This window comes from Mycobacterium sp. smrl_JER01 (assembly GCF_048513595.2).
Taxonomy (GTDB): Bacteria; Actinomycetota; Actinomycetes; order Mycobacteriales; family Mycobacteriaceae; genus Mycobacterium.
Map to the genome: position 1 here is coordinate 4,553,038 of NZ_JBLXXK020000001.1, position 18,844 is coordinate 4,571,881.

Below are 18,844 nucleotides of genomic sequence, written 5' to 3' on the forward strand. Positions count from 1 at the left end.
AATGGACCTGCACCCTAACGATCGGGCGACCAATCCCCGAACTTCCGGGTGATTGCGCCCCACGGGTCCGCGTAGTGGCCTGGTTGCTTCCAGTAGGCCGAGCGCCGCTTCAGTGCCGCTCTGATCAGTGGTGCCGCCACTCGGAGTAGATGACGAGAGCCACCCGCACGCCGACGTGCTTCGGCCAGCATGTCGGGCCACGAGTGGTGTTGGAATTGGAGAGCTTCTTGAGCCCGCGCCGTGTCCATCCAATCTGTGACAAACCAGTTTTCGTCACTACGCGGATCGCCCTTGCGGCCTGTGATGACGCCTCCGGCCAGGCCCCGACACTCCGCCAACGCCTCGCCGACGTCGCCTTGGAGTTGGCGGTGGGAGTCGTCGCCGGCAATCAGCAGGATCTCGTGGGCGACATCGGCCGTCGTTGCCGCGGCGAACGCCCATGCTGCGTCGCGGACGTCGACACTGTGCAGTCGACCGTCAGTGGGTAGAGCGCTCCCGAAGAAGAGCGCGTCGGCGCTGAAAGGTATGGCTTTCGGGTCCACGCTCAGCACCCCGCCGAGGCGCAGTACCACCCATTCCAGGGAGGACTCCCGCACAATCGTCTCGGCCTCGGCCTTATGCGCACTGTACAGATCCGTGGGCCGCATCGGCATGTCAGCCGTGACCGGGCCGTCGTTGTTGTGCGGGTTCCGCGGGCCGAACACTGCATTGCTTGATGCCTGGACCCATCGGGGTGGCACCGGTTGACTTTCGGCAATCCGGACGAGGTTCGCAGTCGCGTCGACATTGACACGCCTGGCCGCCGCGCGGTTCTGGTAGATCCCGGGCGGGATGATTGCGGCGAGGTGGATGATCACTGCCGGTGAGACCTCGAAAATGAGCCGGGCGCATTGATTTTCGTCGGTCAAGTCGGTCCACCGAACGCTCACCTCGGCGGGGAGTCCAGCTGCGGCAGCTCTGTTGGCAGGAGTTTCGAGGTCGGCGATCACCACTGTTCTGCCAAGCTGGATCAACCGTTCGACGGTGGCAGAACCGACGAGACCGAAGCCACCGGTGACGAGTACCGCTTGCGCCATCACATTGCCTTTCGTGGAGTGGTCCGACGCCGTCCTGTACGCAGCGCCGGCCATTGTGGTCAGCCGTCATACGCCGGCCTCAGGAATCGTTTGACCAGGGCACGTTCGCCGGCGGCCGTCCCGACGGGCACGGTGAGCAAGGAGAGGAACACCCGTACCGTCCACTGGGCCGCTTCAGCATCGTCTGGACTGGATCCAGTGAACTCGCTGGCATACGTGGCCAGTAGTGGCGATCCGATCAGCCATGTCGCTACGCTGGGCCGCGCCAAGGCTCTGATGGCCAGGTCCCCCACGAGATCGGCGCGGACTTCGTCAAGGGCGGTCAGTACCGCCTCTACCGCGCGCTCGCCACCGGTCAAGCCGTCCACACGGAGCCGAACGGCGTCAGCGACGCGGTCGATTGCAGCTGTGAGCACACCGTTGCGGATTTCGGTTTTCCCGCCGACGTGGCGGTAGATCGTCGCCCGCGAGCAATGCGCCTCGGCAGCGAGGACGTCGAGGTCAAGTCCATGCCAACCGTGCCGGGCGATGAGCACCGACGCAGCGTCGAGAATGCGTGCGCGCGCCGCCGAGTGTCGGTCGCCGACAAGCCAATCATCGCTGGACATCAGATCGGCTTCCTTCCGTTGTGCCGCATCGTCTCAGGTATGCCGCATCAGTCTCAGGTATGCCGCATCAGTCTCAGGTTGAGACAGGCGGGACGCTGACGCCGTGGGTTCGTGCACGTCAGGCGTCAGAAGTGAGACACCAGCACCCTGTGATGAGTTGCTCTCCATCTCGACTTGGTCCGTTTCATTGACGATATCTCAAGCCAGGCACCACATTAGAGAGATGACGGTCAAGGACGGCCAGCTCGGCATGGAGTTGTTCGCCGACGAGTTCATTCAGGATCCCTATCCGCTGTATGCCCGGATGCTGAACACGGGACCGGTCCACGCCATCGGCGAGTCCGGCTTCTTCGCCGTGTGCGGCCGAGACGCCGTCATCGACGCCGTCTCGCGTCCCGAGGACTTTTCCTCCAACCTCACCGCGACGATGACGCTCGACGCCGATGGCACGGTCACGCCGTTCGAGCTGGAGGCCCTCGGTGGCCAGACCCACGCCCTCGCCACCGCTGATGAACCGTTTCACGCTGCCCACCGGAAGCTGCTGCTTCCGCAGCTGGCAGCACGCCGCGTTCGGCAGTTGGAAGCGTTCATCGATGAGACCACCCACCGGCTGTGGGGCGGGTTCGCCGACAAGGGTCGCGTCGAGTGGATGAGTGTGGTCGCCAACCGACTTCCGATGATGATCGTGGGTCGACTCATCGGGGTACCTGACGACGACATCGATCAGCTCATGAGGTGGGGATACTCGAGCACCCAATTGCTCGAGGGTATCGGGAGCCCGGCGCAACTCGACGCCGCCGGTGTCGCTGTCATGGAGCTGAGCAAGTACATCGACGAGCATTTCATCGATGCCGCCGAGCACCCGAGGGACACTCTCTTGGGCGACTTGGCGCAAGCGTGCGCCCACGGTGAGGTCGGCGAGATCCCAGCGCGCGTCATCATGATCACGTTGTTCAGCGCGGGCGGTGAATCGACGGCGTCGCTCATCGGTTCCGCCGCCTACATTCTGGCGACCAAGCCCGACGTTCAGAGCGCGCTTCGCGCTGATCCTGGGCTGCTCAACGCATTTCTCGAAGAGGTACTGCGGTACGAACCACCCTTCCGGGGGCACTACCGACACGTGCTACGGGACACCACCCTGGCCGGCGTGGACTTGCCTGCGCATTCGCGACTGCTGCTGCTTTGGGGGGCTGCCAATCGCGATGCCTCCCACTTCGCCGAACCGAACGACTTCATACTGGGCCGCAACACGAAGTCTCATCTGAGTTTTGGGAAGGGCGCGCATTTCTGTGTAGGCGCAGCCCTCGCTCGGATGGAGGCCAAGGTCGTCCTGACGGCACTTCTCGAACGCAGTTCGGCGATCACTGCCGCCGACGTCGGTCGGTGGCTGCCGAGCCTGCTCGTGCGCCGCCTCGTTCGGCTCGACCTTCTCGTCACCCCCCGCGCGGATCGCCACTAAGCTGGCCGACTGTGTCGTCGATGTCGCCGGCGGTCAGCCGAAGGTCCGTCCTGCGAAGCATCGCGGCGCTGTCGGCCGGACTCCCCATCGCGTCCTGCCGCACCGCAGAAGGTCCCGCGGTGCGGCTGGCTGCGGGTGAACCGGGCGGCTTCTTCTGGGAGTTCTCCGGCCTGCTCGCCGCGGCCGCCGGCCGAGCCGCAGCGGCGCGGATCGAACCGCTGCAGACCGGCGGCTCGGCCGACAACGTCGCGGCGCTGCGCTCCGGGCGGGCCGAGTTGGCGATGAGCCTGCTCGACACCGCGCAGGACAGTCCCGACTCCGGGGCGCTGAGCGCGGTCGGCCGGGTGTACGAGAACTACTTCCAGGTCGCGGTGCGCGAAGACTCCCCCATCGCGTCCCCGGCGGATCTGCGCGGCCACGTGGTCTGCGTGGGGGCGCCCGGTTCGGGGGCGACGTCACTGTCGGAGCGGGTGCTCGACGCCGCCGGGCTGTCCGACCCGGGCGCGGTTCGTCAAGTGCGCCAATCGATGCGCGCAGCAGCAGCCGCATTGACCGCCGGCGAGGTGGACGCGGTGATGTGGGCCGGCGGACTGCCCACTCCGGCGTTCGGGGAGGTGACGGCCGGGATCCGGCTGCTCGACCTGACGTCGGTGGTGGCCGCCCTGCGGCAGCGGTATGGGTCCACCTACGAACCGGTGTCGGTACCGGCCGACGTGTACGGTCGCCATCCCGCGGTGACCACGGTGGGGGTCGCCAACCTGCTGCTGGCCCGCCGCGATGTCGCCGACGACACCGTCGCCGGCATCGTCGATCTGCTTCTCGACGACCCGGCGTCGCTGGTGCCGGCGCAGGCGATCGGAAGCCAGTTCCTCGATGCGCAATCGCTGATCCAGACCGGCCCGGTCGCACTGCATCCTGGAGCCGCCGCCGAATACCGGCGCCGGCACGGCTGACTCAGGCTGACAGCAGTCCGGCGCGTGCCGCGGTGAGGGCGACCCCGGCGGCCAGGGTGACCAGCTCGTCGTCGATGGCGTCACCGGTGGTGACCATCCGGTAGAACAGCGGGGCGCGGAAGGTGGCCAGCAATGCGTTGGCATCGCAGTCCGCCGGGAGTTCGCCGCGACCGATTGCGCGCTCGACGATGGGTAGCGCACGCTGCGCCTGATGGTCGAAGTACCGGCGGGTCGCTTCGCCCAGCTGAGGTGACCGCAGGCCCGCGGTCAGGACCATGGCGGCGACCTGGCGTCCGACGCCACCGTTGAGGACGTCGGCCAGTTCGCTGCCGAGCGCCCGCAGATCGGTGTCAATGGCACCGGTGTCGGGTGCCGGCAACACCTGCGTCGACCATTGGGTGAGTGCGTCGACCAGCAGATCGTCGAGCGTCGGCCACCGGCGGTAGACGGTCGTCTTGTTCACCCCGGCCCGGGCGGCCACCGCTTCCACGTTCAGCGATGGGTAGCCGCTGCCGGTCAGTTCGGCGAACGCGGCATCGAGGATCGCACGGCGGACCCGGGCGCTGCGCCCACCTGTCCTGACGCCCTGCGTGGCCTGCCGATTCTCCATTTATCGCCCCATGAAGTTGCTTTTATTGGTCGATCCGTGCAGGCTGAGCTTAAAGCAACTCGCTGCGGCGATAACGCACGCGGTGAGTCGTGGCCGACGGGAATGAGGACCGACATGCCGACAACGATGAACGCGGTCCGCGTGCACGAATTCGGTGGCCCGGAGGCGCTGCATTACGAGCCGGTGCCGGTCCCGATCCCGGCCCCCGACGAGGTGCTGGTGCGTGTGCACGCGGTGGGGGTCAACCCCCCGGACTGGTACCTGCGCGACGGTTACCGGCAGCAACGACTGCCGGCCGGGATGGCGCCGTCGATACCGCTGCCCGCGATTCCGGGTTCGGACATCTCCGGTGTCGTCGAGGCCGTCGGGCCTGAGGTGGCCGACTTCTCCGTCGGCGACGAGGTCTTCGGCATGATCCGATTTCCCAGCTTCGGCGACAGCGCCGCCTACGCCGAGTACGTGACGGCGCCTGCAGCCGATCTTGCGCACAAGCCGATCGGTGTCGATCATGTCCACGCCGCCGGCGCACCGATGTCCGCACTGACCGCATGGCAATTCCTGATCGACGTAGGTCACGACCACCCGAACCCGCTGCAACCGCGCGCACACCGACCGGTACCGCTGCACGGCGCGACGGTGTTGGTCAACGGGGCCGCCGGCGGCGTCGGCCACCTGGCCCTACAGCTGGCGAAACAGCAAGGCGCACAAGTGATCGCGGTGGCATCCGGTCGGCACCAGGAGTTTCTGCGGGGTATCGGCGCCGACGATGTCATCGACTACACGGCCAGTCGCCCCGAAGAGGTCGCGCGCGACGTCGATCTGGTCCTCGACACGCTCGGCGGCCCGAGCACGGGGCGCTTTCTGCGCACGATCACGCGCGGTGGTGCGCTGTTCCCGGTATTCCCCGGATTCTCCGACCCCGAGGAGGCCGCACGCCGTGAGGTGACAGTCTCGATGACCCAAGTTCGCTCGGACGGAGCACAGCTGGCGAAGGTGGGACGGCTGCTCGACGACGGTACCGTGCGCGTCGAGATCGACAGTTCCTTCCCGCTCCCCCACGCCCGCGCCGCCCACGAACGCGCCGAACGCGGGCACATCCGCGGCAAGATCGTGCTCACGGTCGCCTGAGGATCGCCTCACTGCCCGCAAACGGGCTACGGTTGGCAGATGGCGTTTCTCCGCCGTCTGGCCGCAACGGGCGTCGCCGTTCTGGGGTTGTGTCTCCCGGCTCTCGGCGCCGGGTCGGCCGTGGCAGGGGCCGACCAGCCCGACCAGACCAACCAGGCGCCACCGCGTTTTGCGCCGCCCGCTTTTCCCGCGCTACCGCTGCCGGTGCTGCCGATTCCGGCCGGGTTGCCGCCGTTCCCCTACCCCGCCGACGTCCCCGTCGTGCAGCTGCCCGCCGACATCCCCACCGTCGAATTCCCCGATGCGGTACCGCCGGTGCCGCTGCCGGCCGAAGTTCCGACGGTGCCCTTGCCCGCTGACGTCCCGCCGATCCAGTTGCCGGCACCGATACCGCCCTGGCTGTTGTAGCGCGCCTCGCCCGTATGCACCCCGGCAGCTCACGCACGCGACGTTCGCGGCCTCAGCTCTTGTTTCTCAGCACGGTCGCCTCCAGCAATCGCTGCACACCGCGGGTGGCCGACGTGCCGAGGGCGGCGACAGCCCGCTCGACGGCGCCGGGGGGCGAGGGCGGGCGGGCGCTCACCTGGTCACCCACCTGCACCGTGCCCGGGGTTGCGACGTCGGCGTAGATGCCCAGGAAGCGGTTGGTCCGTTGGGCCAGCGCACGGGTGAGCGAGGTGTCACGCTCGATATCCGGTTGCGCACGGGTGGGTACCACGCATCGGATAGTCGGATTGGTCACCGCCAGCACGACCGTGCCCACGCGGACCTCGCCACCGACCCAGTCGGACTCGGGGAAACCGGCGCCGTCGATGTCGACCAACACATTGGGCCGAAACCGCCGCACGTCGTACGGTGTCCCGTCGGTGGACAGGTTACGCAGACTCGCAGTGCTCAGCAGATGGACCGGGCTGAGGTCGACGAAGGTGCCGGGCGGGGTGGAATACCGTGCCAGCGTGACCATTTGACGCGTCGAGAAGACCGAGGTGTCGGGTAGTTCCTCGGTGCCGCCAAGGCCGAAGTCGCGGCGGACCTGATCGGCGGAGAAGTTGGACAACGAGGTCTGCAGCGACATCCGGTGCTCCCTGGTGTCCTTGGACGGCGGCAGAGCCACCAGGCGCACCTCGCGTCCCACCAGATCGCTGAGCGCGGCGCTGACCGCGGGGTCGTCACCGTCGAACTCGCGGCCGTCGGGCAGGGTGATGACGACGGCGGGCGCGTTCCCGGGACCGGCGTCCGGGCCGGGCTCGCAGCGGTAGCGCGCCGAACACTGGAGCAGCACAGGGACTCTGCGGGCCGAGGCGGTAACGCCCTTCTCCACGTCGCGTACCGCCCACAGCCGGTCTGCGTGCACGCCGCGGCGATCGATCCGCAATCGGTCGACCCGAGTGCCCCCCATCGACTTCACCGGGAAGCGCCACAACTCAACGACGTCCATGGGATTGGCCTCCGTCACTCGGCACCGGTGCCGCGGACGACGACCGCGGGCCCCGCTATTGGACCATTACACGACCGCCGAGCGCCATCACCGGTGCCCAACGCCGACGCCGGGGTCGCTCTACGGTGTCACGACGACAGCCCGATAACGGACGTCTCCCGAGCGCACCCGGCCCGCCGACGACGACGCGTTGGCCGACCGCGAGGCGCCCGGTGTCGACCAGCGCCCCGACGGCACTGACGATGCCCGCCACCTCATGGCCCGCGACAACAGGAACCCCTGCGCCCCAGTCGTTGTCGATCACCATCAGATCGGTGTGGCATATCCCGCAGTGGGTAACGTCCACATCGACTTCCAGCGGTCCCAGTTCGCCGGCCTCGTACTCGTAGAGCGTGAGGTCGGCACCTGGGGCGAGGGCGGCGAAGGCATTGACTCGCATGCGATTTCCTCTTCGGATCAGCGGTCGGAGATATCTGGGGCAGGCTCAGCGGTGAGTGACGGTGGCGTCGAGTTGGGCATTGCCCTTGGGTTGGTGAGGCCGCAGCGCGGCGACGAGGATGCGATCGAGCAGGCGGTCGGGCAGTAGCCGCAGCACCGGCAGCAGTGCGGCCTCGCGACCGACGGTGTACCGCGTGCGTGGCCGGCGCGTGGTGATGGCCTTGGCAATCACGGCGGCAGCGGCCGCGGCCGGCAGACCCTTTTCGGTCGATGCCTCAGCCTGGGCGTTGATCGCGTGCACCAGCCCGCCGTATCGGTGGCGCTGCTCCGGCGTCATCGCGGTGAGTAGATCGCGGGCGCCGACGACCGCTCTGCCCAGCATCTCGGTACGTACAGCGCCCGGTTCGATCACGATCACCCGGACCCCATGGGGGGCGACCTCACGTCGCAGCGAGTCGCTCACCGCTTCGAGAGCGAACTTCGTACCCGCGTACGGACCGTAGGTGGCCATCGCAACTCTGCCTCCCACCGAACTGATGTTGACCACCCGACCGCCGCTGTCGATCAGCGCGGGCAGCAGCGCCTGGATCACCGCAACGTGCCCGAACAGGTTGACCTCGAACATGTCTCGCCACTGATCGATCCCGAAGACCTCGATCGGAACGTTGGCCTGCACCGCGGCGTTGTTCACCAATGCCCGCAGTGGCCGGCGCTGCGGGTCCTCACCTACCCGACGAGCAAGCGCCCGGATGTGGTCGGGTTTGGTGATGTCCAGAATCAGCGGCTCGATGTTCGCCGCCCGGATGGAATCTGCATCGCGTTCACGCCGAACACCAGCGAGCACATGGAACCCGCGGCGGGCCATCTCGTGGGCCGTGGCCGCCCCGATACCGGTGGAGGCACCGGTGATCACCACCAACCCATTTTCAGTTGACATCGTCATCTCATGCAGTCTTCCGGAGCCAGATGACGGTGTCAACTACGATGTCCCGCTATGAGTCGCGAGGAATCAGCGGCCGCCACCCGCCGCAGCCTGCTCGAGCAGGCCGCCCTGCTGCTGGACGCCGGCGGCCCCGACGCGGTGACCTTGCGCGAAGTCGGTGCGCGCGCGGGCGTGACTCGCGGTGCCCCGTACCGGCACTTCGCGGACAAAGAGGGTCTCCTGACCGCCGTGGCCGCGGAGGGCTGGGAGCGCCTGGGTGATCACATGCATGAGTTACGGGGCGAAGCGGGGGTTTCGTCGGCCGGCAAGCTGCGCGCGGCGCTGATCCACGTCATCACGGTGAGTCGACAACAGCCCCACCTGTACCGGCTTATGTTCAGCCCCCCAGCGGGAGACCCGGCAGCAGTGGTCCGCGTCGCGCAACGCATGTGCGACGAGTTCCTCGCCATCGTCGCCGGCGTCGCCGGCAACGATCGCGCGGAGCGCTACGCCGCCACACTGCTGACCGGCGTGCACGGTGCCGTAGGCCTGGAGATGAGTGGCCTTCTGCGCACCGACAAGTGGCAAACCACGCCCGAAGAACTCACCGACAATCTACTGGCCCTCATCGACGACGCCGACCATCGAGGCTGACCGCAACCGCGGGCCCGAATGTCATGTCTGGATCGGTCGTGGGCGCCTGCGTCAGACACAGTTGGCACGATGGGGTTACGGCGTCGCCCCTCGGCGCCATCGTAGGACTCAACCCGCACTGGAGTGCACATGCCGATCACGCTGCTCAACCCCGACGGTCTTCCCGCTGTGGACCTCTACCGCCAGGTCTCCGTGGCCACCGGGTCCAAGCTCGTCTTCATCGCCGGCCAGGTCGCCCGCGACGCCGACGGCGCCGTGGTCGGCACCGGTGACCTGGCCGCCCAGGTCGAGCAGTGCTACCGCAACGTCGGCGTGGCGCTGGCAGCCGCGGGCGCCACCTTCGATGACGTCGCCAAGCTGACCGTCTACCTGGTGGATTGGACTCCCGACAAGATGGCAGCGTTCGCTGACGGCGTCGCCCGCGCCGTCGCCGCGCTCGGCATCACCGCACCGCCCCCGCTGACGGGAATCGGCGTCGCAGCCCTCGCCGAAGCGGACATGCTGGTGGAAGTGGAAGCCACCGCCGTCATCGACTGATTCGGAGACCGGTTCGGCGGGCGGCGACGATCTCGTGTGCCCTCAGTCGACTGAACCGACACTTGGCGGATCGTTACTTTCGTGGCCGTGAGTCCACGGCGGCATCACAGGTCAACCCGCCGAGCCCGAATTCGTCAGGAGCACGGCGGCCTCGTTGTAGGGAAACGCTCGAAACAGCAGCCGAGCAGGCCGTATGACGAGGGAGGCGGCCTCGGCCTTGCTCATGACCCGTGGGTTGACGAGCGTGACAGACCGTCCACGCTTGTGCAGCACCGTCGGTCCACCGGCCAGCACGTTCTTCAACCAGTCCGACTGTGGGCCGTAGCCGATGAGGATGGCGTAGCCATCACGGGTCGCGAATACCAGGAGGGGCGTGCGATATCGCCTGCCCGACTTCCGACCGACGTGCTCGAGCGTCCCGAGGTACGGAAGCCACGGAGTAATCGTACGAGCCACCGGATTGGTAACGCGCTTGTTGAACTGTGCGACTCGGCGCGGCACGCGCATGGTCGAAGTCTAAGTGCCGGTTGTCGTTCCTCGACGACGCAGTGGGCACGCCAGAGTGCCCCCAGTCGGACTCGAACCGACACTGTGCGGATTTTAAGTCCGCTGCCTCTGCCAATTGGGCTATGGGGGCTCTGCGGGTCAGAGGGTACTTTAGGCCGTCTCCGCCTTGTCGCGACGGCCTGAATACCGCAGTGATACCGCAGTGCTGTCGATGGCCTTGCCCAGCGCATCGGCCACTCCGCTCAGATCATCGTTCAGCAAGTGACCGTAGCGGTCGAGCGTCATCGCCGGCGTGGCATGCTCCAGGAGTCTCTGCACGACCTTGACGTTAGCGCTTGCACTGATCGCCAGTGACGCCGTGGTGTGTCTCAGGCCGTGAGGCACCAGCCCCTCGATGCCGACGTCTGCGCACGCGTTGTCGAATGCCCAGCGGTATTCGCCGAGAGGCAGCGTGAAGCCGCTTCCACGCAGGTTCGGGTACCGGCACGGTGGGCAACGAGGCGCGGGTCTGTCGGCGAGCCGGATCACCCAGGCCCATCAGCTGGTCGCGACAGACAGAGCGCCCAGCCAGGTCGAGTAGGACTCGTAGTCGAGCCGTTTCGGCGGGACGTGTTCCCACTTGGGCAACACCACCGTGTCGAGTAATGATCGATACCCTGCAACGGTTTTCGGCTTCCGCTGCTAATTGGTGGTGCACCACTGCTCGGAAACCGAGCCGAACGTCTCGGCACTCTTGCGGGGATCGACATACTCACCACGCTGAACGTCCGCAGTGAGTCCGTTCAGGTATGCCTGCGCATCCGGCTTGCGCTGGAAACTCTTGGGTGCGCTCGGCTCCGGTGGCGTCAACCCACCTGACGCGCCAGCGCGAAACCTTGCCGTACACCGCGGATCTCTCGGTGCGCATCGGTCCGTCCGGATCTTTGACGCGCTTGTGCCATCGGTCGTCAATACCCGCTCGTTCCGGGTGGTCACGTCTCGAACATACCGCAGTAATCCGTGGCATTCATCCGCCTTGGCTTCACTTGGCTCTCCGGAACTTTGGAGGATTAGCCCGGGCGCTATCTGCACCGTCGGAGGCCTGCTAGAACATGGCGAATTTCAACCGTCTGAATGCGGAACCGGGCTGTAATGATCCTTGCTGTGGAAGTAGATCTCAGCACCGCATCGCGGGCAGTGGATCCAGTACTCAAACCGTGCATCGCCGGTGCCACTTCCCTGTTCACGGACCTCGATCAACACATCGGCATCAGCGTTTTTGGGGCAAACGATGCCATCCCACGTACCTGCGGCGACCCTCTTAGTAACCTCGACCCACTTCTTCGCGAGTCCTGCGTATTCGGACATGCTGTCAGCCTCCACCCTGAATCGCGTTCCCGAACCGTTGAGCGAAATCAAATGCCGCCTCGGTCTCGCTCGCAGCACGCGTCGCATCGATGCCCAGTTCGGGTATTTCGGTCATGCTTACTCGGTACAGCTCATGTGCGACCGTACGTGCAAGTTCCGCCTCCGACGCCATCGCCTCAGGGCCGATAGCGAAGCCACGCTCGCCGAAGGAAGCCAAACTGAATCCGCTTCCCGGAATATCTGGTTCATAGAGAACCTTGTACCCGTCGATCTCGACTTCCGCCGCCACTCCGTTCTGCGCAGCTTGGCGAATGTCATCCATCACCGGCGATGAGTAAACGTCTTGTGCGGCATGGGCTATGTCCAGTTCGACAGGAGCAAAGACATCCGAGAAATGCGATGAGCCGAGTGGCACATCCACTCCCTGGTTGGCCCCTACGTCAATATGTGGAGCCGATGGCACATAGGGCAAATGATGCGTCGCCGCACTGCCGGCATCCAGGGCGTCATCGACGTGACGGCCAGCGTTGAAGGCGTCAACAGCGTGTTCGAGGCCCTCTGTGACGAACTTGCCACCGGGGATGGGTGCCGCCCCAGCCACGTCGAGCACGGCACCCACCCGATCCTCGACTGAGGCTTCGCTCCAATTCTGAAAGACGTCGATGTCGTGGGCGACATCGGGGATCAAACCAAAACTGCCCTCACTCAAAGCTCGGCTGCCTTCGGCAAATGCCGAAGGCTCCGCAGGAAAAGCTTGTACATCGGCATTCTCGGGAAGTGAAGGGATCGGCACCCGCCCCTGCCCGACCTCACCGGCCGCCGCATTGAGATTCTCCAGGATCTCGGTCTGGCTCGTTACCTCACCGCGCGCATCGAACAAGGCATGCCCCAGGGCGTCGAGCTGGTCTCGGGTCGGGCCGGCTCCCGCACCAGCGACCGTCGACTGAGCTAACGCATCATCGAGTGCGGCTTGAGCCGACGCCACGCTCTCATGTGCAGCGTCCACCCGGGCCTGCTGATCGCCGATCACCGATGGATCGGCACCAACGACGGGGGCCTCCAACGGATGCTGTGTGTACCGGCGTTCCTCGCCCTTGCCATTTCCGGCGTGCTGATTGACGATGCGCTCCAGCGCCGTGGGCGGTGCTTCGACGGGTTTCCCTGCGACTTCGGTCAACGCCTCGTCCAGGCTGGACGGCTTTTGGTCCTCTGCGGACTTGCCCTCGCCAAGCATCGCTTCCAACGGTGACCGAGAGGCGGCATCGGGGTTTGCAGATTTTTCAGCCGTCCCTTCGGGCACGAGCGTGTCCTGCCAGCTGCCCGCAGATTCCGTCGGCAGCGAACCCGCGCCCTCATGCCCTGACGACTCGGCTTGAGAACCCGGGTCCTCAGTCTTGTTGTCCACGAGTCGGATCGTCGGATCGGTCTCACTACCATCTCGATCACCCTCGAACCGAATTCCCTCCAGTTCAGCGGCGTTCGCTTGAAGCTGCTGCCCGATAAGGGCATCGGTGGCGACGAGCTGCTCAGCGCGCCATCGGATGAACTCAGCGTGCTCGATTGCAGCCCTCATGCGGGCGGCAGCAGTCTCCACGTCGTAGCCACGGTTGTCGGTGACCGAGAGGTCCTCACCTACAGTGAAGGCGTCCTGTTCGGCTTCGGCGATTGCTTCGAGCACTCGGCTGCGAGCACCCCGGATGTCCTCGCTGCCGCGCGTGGCGATATCGGCAACCTCACGATGCATATCGCCCTGACGCCGTACGACCGCAGTATCCGCGGTTACACGGTCCAGAGCGGCATCCTTGGCGTCACCTTCCCATGAGGTGCCACCGGGGCCAGGATGTTCCGCCTGTGCTGCTCGAACGCGGATTCCAGTGCACCTGCTACCGTCCGCCAGCGGGTAGCGGCAGCATCGAGCTCTGAAGTGTCCCAGGCCTCGACGTCCGACCTGCCGGGTAGACCCATCGGTGCGGCCGCAGGGCTCACATGGTCACCGCGATAGCGTCGGCATTGCCCCCGTCCGTCGCGTCATAGCGATCGCCTGCCGCAGCGACATCACCGGCCTGACCTGCGATGCGGACAGAAACACGCGTGCGTGCCGTGGCACTTGCCGCTTCGAATGCGGCGATTCCCGCACCACTCGGGCGATCACTCACCGGGCCGTCAAAGCCATCAACGAGCACACCAGCGGCGACAGCGACGCTGTCAGCTGCAGCCGACGTCAACCCGCCGGCATCGACATCCAAGTCTTTTCCCATGTCACCCCCGTAACCAATTGAGGCTACAGCAGCATTCGGCACCCCAATGCGGCAAAACCAAGCTCGCCCCGTCGACCTTGCGCCGTGCGACCGAGCGTGCTTATCGGGGACGCAGCACTGACGCTTCCCACGGTTCCTCGAAGCAAGTAGGCCCTCCGTATCGCACCGAGAAGGCACGAGTTTCTAGCCAATGTGGCTGTCGTGGTGGACACATCGGCCTGTCCGCCGTCACTGTTGGCTCAACCCAACCGACCTTGATTGAGGAGGAATCAAATGGAACTGATAGGAGCGAAGGAAGCCTCGGACATGACCGGGTCGTCGATACCCGCCCGTTCGTGCCGGGTGATCACGCTTCGACGCTACCGCAGAAATCGGCAATGGTGATCCGCGGTGTTGCCGCCGAAGGCCCCTTCAGACCACATACCAGAGCCGACACGCGACGACGCCCATGTCACCGTGGCGGACGCCGGCCGTTGGGATCTGCGCACCGGCGCGGTTCCGTCGCAGGCGGAAGGGGATCGATCCACGCGCACACGAAAAGGCGGCGACGGAAGTGTCCGTCGCCGCCTTGTGAGGTGTCCCGTCTAGCTTGTCGGCGGCTCGTAGGGCGCCTCAGGATTGTCGCGGTGCCAATCCTGCTGCTTCTTCTGCACCTGGTGGTGGGTGCGGGCCAGCCAGGCCAGGCCGCCCGCGATGAACAGCACGGCCAGCACCACGCCGACGGTGCCCGCGGTGGGGCTGCCGTTGGCGAATGAGAACAGGCCGATCACCATGCTCAGAACACCGATGCCGACGGCGACCAGACCGGGGGCGTTGACCCCGGCCTTCATCGTCTCGCCGGCGTGCTGTCGGTAGGTCCGGGCGTGGTCTACGGGGTCGTGCGAGGTATCGGGCATGACGCTCCCTTGGTTGCGTCCAGCAGCGTGGTGTACGAGTCGGACCTGATCAGCGGTACCGGCGTGTCGTAGCCGAATGATTGAGGGTCATCGCGTGATTCTTCGAGGGACCGTCCAAAGTCACTCGAGCAAAGGAATCAACGCGATGACCACTGCCCACAATATCGACCTGCCTGCCGTGCTGGCCGAACGACTCACCACCGCCCATCCCGACGTGCTGCGTGAGCTGCTGGCCACGTTCATCCACACCCTGATGGGTGCCGAAGCCGACGCACTGTGCGGTGCCGGCTACGGCCAGCGCAGCTCCGACCGGACGAACTCGCGCAACGGGTATCGTCACCGCGAGTTCGACACCCGTGCAGGCACATTGGATCTGGCGATTCCCAAGCTTCGGCAGGGCTCGTACTTCCCGGATTGGCTGCTGGAACGCCGTAAACGCGCCGAGCGGGCCCTGACCACGGTGGTGGCGACGTGTTACTTGCTCGGGGTCTCGACGCGGCGGATGGACAAGCTGGTGGAGACCCTGGGCATCACCAGCTTGTCGAAGTCGCAGGTGTCGGTGATGGCCAAGGAACTCGACACCGCCGTCGAGGCCTTCCGGACCCGCCCGCTCGATGCCGGCCCGTACACGTTCGTCGCCGCTGACGCGCTGGTCCTCAAGGTCCGAGAAGGCGGCCGAGTGGTCAACGTGCACGCCCTGATCGCGACCGGCGTCAACGCCGAGGGCCACCGCGAGATCCTGGGCATCGACGTCACCACCGCCGAGGACGGGGCCGGCTGGCTGACGTTCTGGCGGTCGCTGACCGCCCGAGGCCTCTCCGGGGTCAAACTGGTCACCAGCGACGCTCATGCCGGGCTGGTGGCCGCGATCGGCGCCACGCTGCCCGGGGCAGCCTGGCAGCGCTGCCGCACCCACTACACGACGAACCTGATGGCGATCACCCCGAAATCGTCGTGGCCGTGGGTCCGCACCTTGTTGCACTCGGTGTTCGACCAGCCCGATGCGGAATCAGTTGCGGCGCAATATGATCGGATCGTCGATGCACTTTCCGATAAGCTACCCACGGTCGCCGATCACCTGGAGGAGGCGCGGCCAGATCTGTTGGCGTTCACCGCGTTCCCCAAGCAGATCTGGCGCCAAATCTGGTCGAACAACCCCCAGGAACGGCTCAATCGGGAAATCCGCCGCCGGACCGACGTCGTGGGCATCTTCCCCGACCGCAACGCCCTCATTCGCCTCGTCGGGGCCGTGCTGGCCGAACAACACGACGAATGGGCCGAATCCCGCCGCTACCTCGGCCTCGACGTTCTCAGCAAATCACGTACCGTCAACGACACCCCAAAAGAACAGGAGGCCAACCCGGCGGCACTGACCGCCTGAACCATCACCTCGAAGAATCACACGACGACGTCGTACACCACGTCCGTGGACTTGACCGCTCCCTTCGTTGCTTCTGTGTCGATCACTGGTAGGCCGGATATCGCGACTGCTTCAACACACGCGCCAAATGGACGGCGTTGCGAGCCGCAGCCGCAGTCGTGGAGGCGACCTGTTCGGGCACCTCATCGAGGTCCGTGCAATCACCGGACTCCATCGCCGGTCCGTTCCAGTAGGTGCAGCCTTGCGCCGGAATGCTGTAGCCAATGTCGTTGAGCCCCTGAAAGACGTCCGCCACCACCTTGTGCGCGCCGTCCTCGTTGCCAACAACACTGACGATGCCGACCTTTCCGGCCATCGCGGGTCGTCCGTCCTCGTCCTCGTTGGACAGCTCGGCATCCAGCCGCTCCAGCACCCGCTGGGTCACCGACGACGGATGCCCCAGCCACACCGGCGTGCTGATCAGCAGGATGTCGGCGGCGAGCACCTGCCGGCGGATCTGCGGCCACTGATCGCTGTCGCCCATATCGGCTTCGACCCCGGGGGCGATGTTGAAGTCCACGCACCGCACCGCCTCACAGTGCGCACCCTGTTCGCGCAGCGTCGCAAAGACGTGCTCGGCGATCAGCGCGCTACTGGACTGCGCGGGACTGGGCTTCAGGCTGCAGATCAGTCCCAACGCGCGAATGGGTGTCGCGGTGTCGGCCATGTCAGTGGCATACCCGGCGCCCCCGGCCCGAAACGGTTCCAGGGTTCACGTCACCGGTTGCGTCAGACGTTTCGAACCCCCTGCACGCGGGCATGGAGAGCCCATGAGCAACCCCCGTGGCGACAAAGCCGAATCTGACATCGAGCCGGATCCCAAGGTGGCCGGTTCGCGGGCGTCCGACGATGAAGGCGAGCAGGACACTCCGAGCGGTCCCTATGTGGGGCGCTCGGGTTCTGACGACGACTTCGACGCCGGCGAATCCGGGGCCGAGGCCCGCAGCAGCGACACCTGATGTCCGGTGTCGCTGCCGGCCCACACGGTCCGATCAGTGATTGCGCAGCGTCGAGATCAGTTTGTCCTTGGTCAGGTGTGAATACCCGGAGATACCAAGCTCCTTGGCTCGCTTCTTGAGGTCGCCGACGGTCCAGTCGTCATAGGACCCGGACTGGCCGCCTTTGCGCCCCACGTCGGATTTACCGCGTGCGGCAGCGGCATTGGCGATCCGCGCGGCCTTCTCTTTGGAGTTGCCTTCGTCGCGCAGTTCCTCGTACATCTTCTCGTTCTTGATCGATGAGTTCGGCATGATCTCGGCCTCCTACTCCTCAACGAGTGCTTCGTCACGGGTTTCCCGGGCGCCCCACCGATAAACCCCGCCGGCTCACGGCTGCAGGATCACCTTCACCGCGCCGTCCTGCTTCTGCTGGAAGATCTCGTAGGCGTGCGGCGCTTGATCCAGCGGAAGCACATGCGTGGCAAAGGAATCCACACCCAGCGGATCGGCGTCGGTGAGAAGCGGCATGATGTCGTCGACCCACTTCTTGACGTTGGCCTGGCCCATCCGCACCTGAAGCTGCTTGTCGAACAGCGTCAGCATCGGCAACGGGTCGGCCATTCCGCCGTACACGCCGATCAGCGACAGGGTCCCACCGCGTCGCACACAGTCGATCGCGGTGTAGAGCGCGTCCAGGCGGTCCACCCCGGCGTTCTCCATCATCGGCTTGGCGATCGCGTCAGGCAGCAGGGCGGTCGCCTGCTGGGCGGCCTTGGCCACCGGCGAACCGTGCGCCTCCATCCCGACCGCGTCGATCACCGCGTCGCTGCCGCGCCCGGCGGTGAGCCGGCGCACCTCATCACCGACGGATCCGTCCACGTTGGACGCGTCGATGGCCTGGATGCCCCGCGCGGTGGCGCGCGCCAGCCGCTCGGGCACCAGGTCCACCGCGAACACCTGATAGCCCAGGTGCTGGGCGATCCGCGCCGCCATGTCGCCGATCGGGCCCAGTCCGAGAACCGTCACGGTCCCGCCGTCGGGCACCCCGGCGTAGGCCACTGCCTGCCAGGCGGTGGGCAGCACGTCGGACAGGTACACGAACCGGGAATCGGGTGGACCGTCGGGCACCTTGATGTGGGTGAACTGCGCCTGCGGCACGCGCAGGTACTCGGCCTGGCCGCCGGGCACCGATCCGTAGAGTTCGGAGTAGCCGAACAGCGCCGCGCCCATGCCCTGGTCTCGCACCTGGGTGGTCTCGCACTGGGTGTAAAGGCTCTGATCACACATGAAGCAGTGGCCGCAGGAGATCTGGAACGGGATGACCACCCGGTCCCCCACCGACAGATTGGACACCGCGGTGCCCACCTCGCGCACCACCCCCATCGGCTCGTGGCCGAGGATGTCGCCCTCGTTCATGAACGCGCCCAGCACCTCATAAAGGTGCAGATCAGAGCCACAGATGTTGGTCGACGTCACCTCGATGATCGCGTCGGTGGGTTCTTCGATTGTGGGATCCGGGACGGTGTCGACTCGGACGTCCCGCTTGCCGTGCCAGGTGACTGCTTTCATGGGCCCGTCACTACCCGGTGACACCCGATCCAAACGCTTCCGCGGCCGCGTCGCCACCGAGCGGCGGGTTTTCCGCGCGGCCGTCC

Annotated in this window: 25 protein-coding genes and 1 tRNA gene; 9 read left to right on the plus strand and 17 right to left on the minus strand. The window is 66.1% G+C overall.

Going from position 1 to position 18,844, the window contains the following annotated elements; genetic code table 11:
* Positions 1-14 precede the first annotated feature (14 nt).
* Both ACNUDN_RS21215 and ACNUDN_RS21220 read right to left on the minus strand, forming a co-directional pair.
* A complete protein-coding gene (locus ACNUDN_RS21215; protein WP_419123731.1) occupies positions 15-1,076 on the minus strand; it encodes an NAD-dependent epimerase/dehydratase family protein in 1,062 nt (353 codons plus the stop codon).
* Between the two features lie 59 nt (positions 1,077-1,135).
* Positions 1,136-1,684 carry a TetR/AcrR family transcriptional regulator gene (locus tag ACNUDN_RS21220; RefSeq protein ID WP_419123732.1) on the minus strand — a complete coding sequence of 183 codons (549 nt, stop codon included), beginning with the start codon at positions 1,682-1,684 and terminating at the stop codon, positions 1,136-1,138.
* Between the two features lie 223 nt (positions 1,685-1,907).
* On the opposite strand from ACNUDN_RS21220, the gene ACNUDN_RS21225 reads away from it, so the two are divergent.
* Both ACNUDN_RS21225 and ACNUDN_RS21230 read left to right on the plus strand, forming a co-directional pair.
* The gene (locus ACNUDN_RS21225; protein WP_419123733.1) at positions 1,908-3,143 is read left to right on the plus strand and encodes a cytochrome P450; all 1,236 of its coding nucleotides are present in this window, start codon (positions 1,908-1,910) and stop codon (positions 3,141-3,143) included.
* A 20-nt stretch (positions 3,144-3,163) separates the two neighbouring features.
* The gene (locus ACNUDN_RS21230) at positions 3,164-4,096 is read left to right on the plus strand and encodes a TAXI family TRAP transporter solute-binding subunit (RefSeq protein WP_419123734.1); all 933 of its coding nucleotides are present in this window, start codon (positions 3,164-3,166) and stop codon (positions 4,094-4,096) included.
* A 1-nt stretch (position 4,097) separates the two neighbouring features.
* On the opposite strand, the gene ACNUDN_RS21235 is transcribed toward ACNUDN_RS21230, so the two are convergent.
* Complete coding sequence (locus ACNUDN_RS21235; protein WP_419123735.1) at positions 4,098-4,706, minus strand: TetR/AcrR family transcriptional regulator; 609 nt, start codon at positions 4,704-4,706, stop codon at positions 4,098-4,100.
* 114 nt (positions 4,707-4,820) lie between these two features.
* On the opposite strand from ACNUDN_RS21235, the gene ACNUDN_RS21240 reads away from it, so the two are divergent.
* Both ACNUDN_RS21240 and ACNUDN_RS21245 read left to right on the plus strand, forming a co-directional pair.
* Positions 4,821-5,834, plus strand: coding sequence for an NADP-dependent oxidoreductase (locus tag ACNUDN_RS21240; RefSeq protein ID WP_419123736.1), 1,014 nt, complete (start codon positions 4,821-4,823; stop codon positions 5,832-5,834).
* Between the two features lie 39 nt (positions 5,835-5,873).
* On the plus strand, positions 5,874-6,242 hold the full coding sequence (locus ACNUDN_RS21245) for a hypothetical protein (RefSeq protein WP_419123737.1): 369 nt from the start codon (positions 5,874-5,876) through the stop codon (positions 6,240-6,242).
* Between the two features lie 52 nt (positions 6,243-6,294).
* Here the strand turns inward: ACNUDN_RS21245 and ACNUDN_RS21250 are convergent, their stop codons facing one another.
* Genes ACNUDN_RS21250 through ACNUDN_RS21260 form a run of 3 tightly spaced genes read right to left on the minus strand, consistent with a single transcriptional unit; the run spans position 6,295 to position 8,647 of the window.
* On the minus strand, positions 6,295-7,272 hold the full coding sequence (locus tag ACNUDN_RS21250) for an MOSC domain-containing protein (protein ID WP_419123738.1): 978 nt from the start codon (positions 7,270-7,272) through the stop codon (positions 6,295-6,297).
* A gap of 55 nt (positions 7,273-7,327) precedes the next feature.
* Positions 7,328-7,711 (minus strand): alcohol dehydrogenase catalytic domain-containing protein, encoded by a 384-nt coding sequence (locus ACNUDN_RS21255; RefSeq protein ID WP_419123739.1) that lies wholly within the window; start codon positions 7,709-7,711, stop codon positions 7,328-7,330.
* Positions 7,712-7,756: 45 nt separating this feature from the next.
* Positions 7,757-8,647 (minus strand): SDR family NAD(P)-dependent oxidoreductase, encoded by an 891-nt coding sequence (locus ACNUDN_RS21260; protein ID WP_419123740.1) that lies wholly within the window; start codon positions 8,645-8,647, stop codon positions 7,757-7,759.
* 57 nt (positions 8,648-8,704) lie between these two features.
* On the opposite strand from ACNUDN_RS21260, the gene ACNUDN_RS21265 reads away from it, so the two are divergent.
* The gene (locus ACNUDN_RS21265; RefSeq protein WP_419123741.1) at positions 8,705-9,286 is read left to right on the plus strand and encodes a TetR/AcrR family transcriptional regulator; all 582 of its coding nucleotides are present in this window, start codon (positions 8,705-8,707) and stop codon (positions 9,284-9,286) included.
* A gap of 129 nt (positions 9,287-9,415) precedes the next feature.
* Positions 9,416-9,823, plus strand: coding sequence for a RidA family protein (locus tag ACNUDN_RS21270; protein WP_419123742.1), 408 nt, complete (start codon positions 9,416-9,418; stop codon positions 9,821-9,823).
* A 111-nt stretch (positions 9,824-9,934) separates the two neighbouring features.
* Here the strand turns inward: ACNUDN_RS21270 and ACNUDN_RS21275 are convergent, their stop codons facing one another.
* The 6 genes from ACNUDN_RS21275 to ACNUDN_RS21300 all read right to left on the minus strand — a co-directional run bounded on the left by ACNUDN_RS21275 (position 9,935) and on the right by ACNUDN_RS21300 (position 13,082).
* The gene (locus tag ACNUDN_RS21275; RefSeq protein ID WP_419123743.1) at positions 9,935-10,330 is read right to left on the minus strand and encodes a nitroreductase family deazaflavin-dependent oxidoreductase; all 396 of its coding nucleotides are present in this window, start codon (positions 10,328-10,330) and stop codon (positions 9,935-9,937) included.
* 56 nt (positions 10,331-10,386) lie between these two features.
* Positions 10,387-10,460: transfer RNA gene (locus ACNUDN_RS21280), tRNA-Leu, on the minus strand.
* Between the two features lie 20 nt (positions 10,461-10,480).
* On the minus strand, positions 10,481-10,858 hold the full coding sequence (locus ACNUDN_RS21285; RefSeq protein ID WP_419123744.1) for a tyrosine-type recombinase/integrase: 378 nt from the start codon (positions 10,856-10,858) through the stop codon (positions 10,481-10,483).
* 153 nt (positions 10,859-11,011) lie between these two features.
* Complete coding sequence (locus ACNUDN_RS21290) at positions 11,012-11,179, minus strand: hypothetical protein (RefSeq protein ID WP_419123745.1); 168 nt, start codon at positions 11,177-11,179, stop codon at positions 11,012-11,014.
* Positions 11,180-11,431: 252 nt separating this feature from the next.
* The gene (locus ACNUDN_RS21295) at positions 11,432-11,677 is read right to left on the minus strand and encodes a hypothetical protein (RefSeq protein ID WP_419123746.1); all 246 of its coding nucleotides are present in this window, start codon (positions 11,675-11,677) and stop codon (positions 11,432-11,434) included.
* 4 nt (positions 11,678-11,681) lie between these two features.
* Entirely contained in the window at positions 11,682-13,082 is a 1,401-nt protein-coding gene (locus ACNUDN_RS21300) for a hypothetical protein (RefSeq protein ID WP_419123747.1), read from the minus strand.
* Between the two features lie 78 nt (positions 13,083-13,160).
* Between ACNUDN_RS21300 and ACNUDN_RS21305 the strand changes: the two genes are divergently transcribed.
* Positions 13,161-13,499, plus strand: coding sequence for a hypothetical protein (locus ACNUDN_RS21305; RefSeq protein WP_419123748.1), 339 nt, complete (start codon positions 13,161-13,163; stop codon positions 13,497-13,499).
* A gap of 160 nt (positions 13,500-13,659) precedes the next feature.
* Here ACNUDN_RS21305 and ACNUDN_RS21310 read toward each other — a convergent pair whose 3' ends face one another.
* Together ACNUDN_RS21310 and ACNUDN_RS21315 are read right to left on the minus strand one after the other, a co-directional pair.
* The gene (locus ACNUDN_RS21310) at positions 13,660-13,923 is read right to left on the minus strand and encodes a hypothetical protein (RefSeq protein ID WP_419123749.1); all 264 of its coding nucleotides are present in this window, start codon (positions 13,921-13,923) and stop codon (positions 13,660-13,662) included.
* Between the two features lie 596 nt (positions 13,924-14,519).
* Entirely contained in the window at positions 14,520-14,831 is a 312-nt protein-coding gene (locus ACNUDN_RS21315; RefSeq protein WP_419123750.1) for a hypothetical protein, read from the minus strand.
* Between the two features lie 145 nt (positions 14,832-14,976).
* Here ACNUDN_RS21315 and ACNUDN_RS21320 point away from each other — a divergent pair, with 145 nt between their 5' ends.
* Positions 14,977-16,212 carry an IS256 family transposase gene (locus tag ACNUDN_RS21320; RefSeq protein WP_419122949.1) on the plus strand — a complete coding sequence of 412 codons (1,236 nt, stop codon included), beginning with the start codon at positions 14,977-14,979 and terminating at the stop codon, positions 16,210-16,212.
* 82 nt (positions 16,213-16,294) lie between these two features.
* On the opposite strand, the gene ACNUDN_RS21325 is transcribed toward ACNUDN_RS21320, so the two are convergent.
* Complete coding sequence (locus ACNUDN_RS21325) at positions 16,295-16,918, minus strand: flavodoxin family protein (RefSeq protein WP_419123751.1); 624 nt, start codon at positions 16,916-16,918, stop codon at positions 16,295-16,297.
* A gap of 103 nt (positions 16,919-17,021) precedes the next feature.
* On the opposite strand from ACNUDN_RS21325, the gene ACNUDN_RS21330 reads away from it, so the two are divergent.
* A complete protein-coding gene (locus tag ACNUDN_RS21330; protein WP_419123752.1) occupies positions 17,022-17,210 on the plus strand; it encodes a hypothetical protein in 189 nt (62 codons plus the stop codon).
* A 33-nt stretch (positions 17,211-17,243) separates the two neighbouring features.
* Here ACNUDN_RS21330 and ACNUDN_RS21335 read toward each other — a convergent pair whose 3' ends face one another.
* Positions 17,244-17,501: a DUF7218 family protein gene (locus ACNUDN_RS21335; protein WP_419123753.1), complete on the minus strand. Its 258-nt coding sequence runs from the start codon at positions 17,499-17,501 to the stop codon at positions 17,244-17,246.
* Positions 17,502-17,576: 75 nt separating this feature from the next.
* On the minus strand, positions 17,577-18,758 hold the full coding sequence (locus ACNUDN_RS21340; protein WP_419123754.1) for a zinc-dependent alcohol dehydrogenase: 1,182 nt from the start codon (positions 18,756-18,758) through the stop codon (positions 17,577-17,579).
* Between the last annotated feature and the right edge of the window lie 86 nt (positions 18,759-18,844).

What these genes read in the sequence shown, in the direction of transcription:
- ACNUDN_RS21230 (WP_419123734.1), top strand. Translation starts at nt 3,164, where the DNA reads ATGTCGCCGGCGGTCAGCCGAAGGTCCGTCCTGCGAAGCATCGCGGCG.
- ACNUDN_RS21295 (WP_419123746.1), bottom strand. Translation starts at nt 11,677, where the DNA reads ATGTCCGAATACGCAGGACTCGCGAAGAAGTGGGTCGAGGTTACTAAG.
- ACNUDN_RS21225 (WP_419123733.1), top strand. Translation starts at nt 1,908, where the DNA reads ATGACGGTCAAGGACGGCCAGCTCGGCATGGAGTTGTTCGCCGACGAG.
- ACNUDN_RS21265 (WP_419123741.1), top strand. Translation starts at nt 8,705, where the DNA reads ATGAGTCGCGAGGAATCAGCGGCCGCCACCCGCCGCAGCCTGCTCGAG.
- ACNUDN_RS21215 (WP_419123731.1), bottom strand. Translation starts at nt 1,076, where the DNA reads ATGGCGCAAGCGGTACTCGTCACCGGTGGCTTCGGTCTCGTCGGTTCT.
- ACNUDN_RS21325 (WP_419123751.1), bottom strand. Translation starts at nt 16,918, where the DNA reads ATGGCCGACACCGCGACACCCATTCGCGCGTTGGGACTGATCTGCAGC.
- ACNUDN_RS21275 (WP_419123743.1), bottom strand. Translation starts at nt 10,330, where the DNA reads ATGCGCGTGCCGCGCCGAGTCGCACAGTTCAACAAGCGCGTTACCAAT.
- ACNUDN_RS21245 (WP_419123737.1), top strand. Translation starts at nt 5,874, where the DNA reads ATGGCGTTTCTCCGCCGTCTGGCCGCAACGGGCGTCGCCGTTCTGGGG.
- ACNUDN_RS21220 (WP_419123732.1), bottom strand. Translation starts at nt 1,684, where the DNA reads ATGTCCAGCGATGATTGGCTTGTCGGCGACCGACACTCGGCGGCGCGC.
- ACNUDN_RS21270 (WP_419123742.1), top strand. Translation starts at nt 9,416, where the DNA reads ATGCCGATCACGCTGCTCAACCCCGACGGTCTTCCCGCTGTGGACCTC.
- ACNUDN_RS21335 (WP_419123753.1), bottom strand. Translation starts at nt 17,501, where the DNA reads ATGCCGAACTCATCGATCAAGAACGAGAAGATGTACGAGGAACTGCGC.
- ACNUDN_RS21240 (WP_419123736.1), top strand. Translation starts at nt 4,821, where the DNA reads ATGCCGACAACGATGAACGCGGTCCGCGTGCACGAATTCGGTGGCCCG.
- ACNUDN_RS21320 (WP_419122949.1), top strand. Translation starts at nt 14,977, where the DNA reads ATGACCACTGCCCACAATATCGACCTGCCTGCCGTGCTGGCCGAACGA.
- ACNUDN_RS21340 (WP_419123754.1), bottom strand. Translation starts at nt 18,758, where the DNA reads ATGAAAGCAGTCACCTGGCACGGCAAGCGGGACGTCCGAGTCGACACC.
- ACNUDN_RS21330 (WP_419123752.1), top strand. Translation starts at nt 17,022, where the DNA reads ATGAGCAACCCCCGTGGCGACAAAGCCGAATCTGACATCGAGCCGGAT.
- ACNUDN_RS21260 (WP_419123740.1), bottom strand. Translation starts at nt 8,647, where the DNA reads ATGTCAACTGAAAATGGGTTGGTGGTGATCACCGGTGCCTCCACCGGT.
- ACNUDN_RS21235 (WP_419123735.1), bottom strand. Translation starts at nt 4,706, where the DNA reads ATGGAGAATCGGCAGGCCACGCAGGGCGTCAGGACAGGTGGGCGCAGC.
- ACNUDN_RS21315 (WP_419123750.1), bottom strand. Translation starts at nt 14,831, where the DNA reads ATGCCCGATACCTCGCACGACCCCGTAGACCACGCCCGGACCTACCGA.
- ACNUDN_RS21250 (WP_419123738.1), bottom strand. Translation starts at nt 7,272, where the DNA reads ATGGACGTCGTTGAGTTGTGGCGCTTCCCGGTGAAGTCGATGGGGGGC.
- ACNUDN_RS21255 (WP_419123739.1), bottom strand. Translation starts at nt 7,711, where the DNA reads ATGCGAGTCAATGCCTTCGCCGCCCTCGCCCCAGGTGCCGACCTCACG.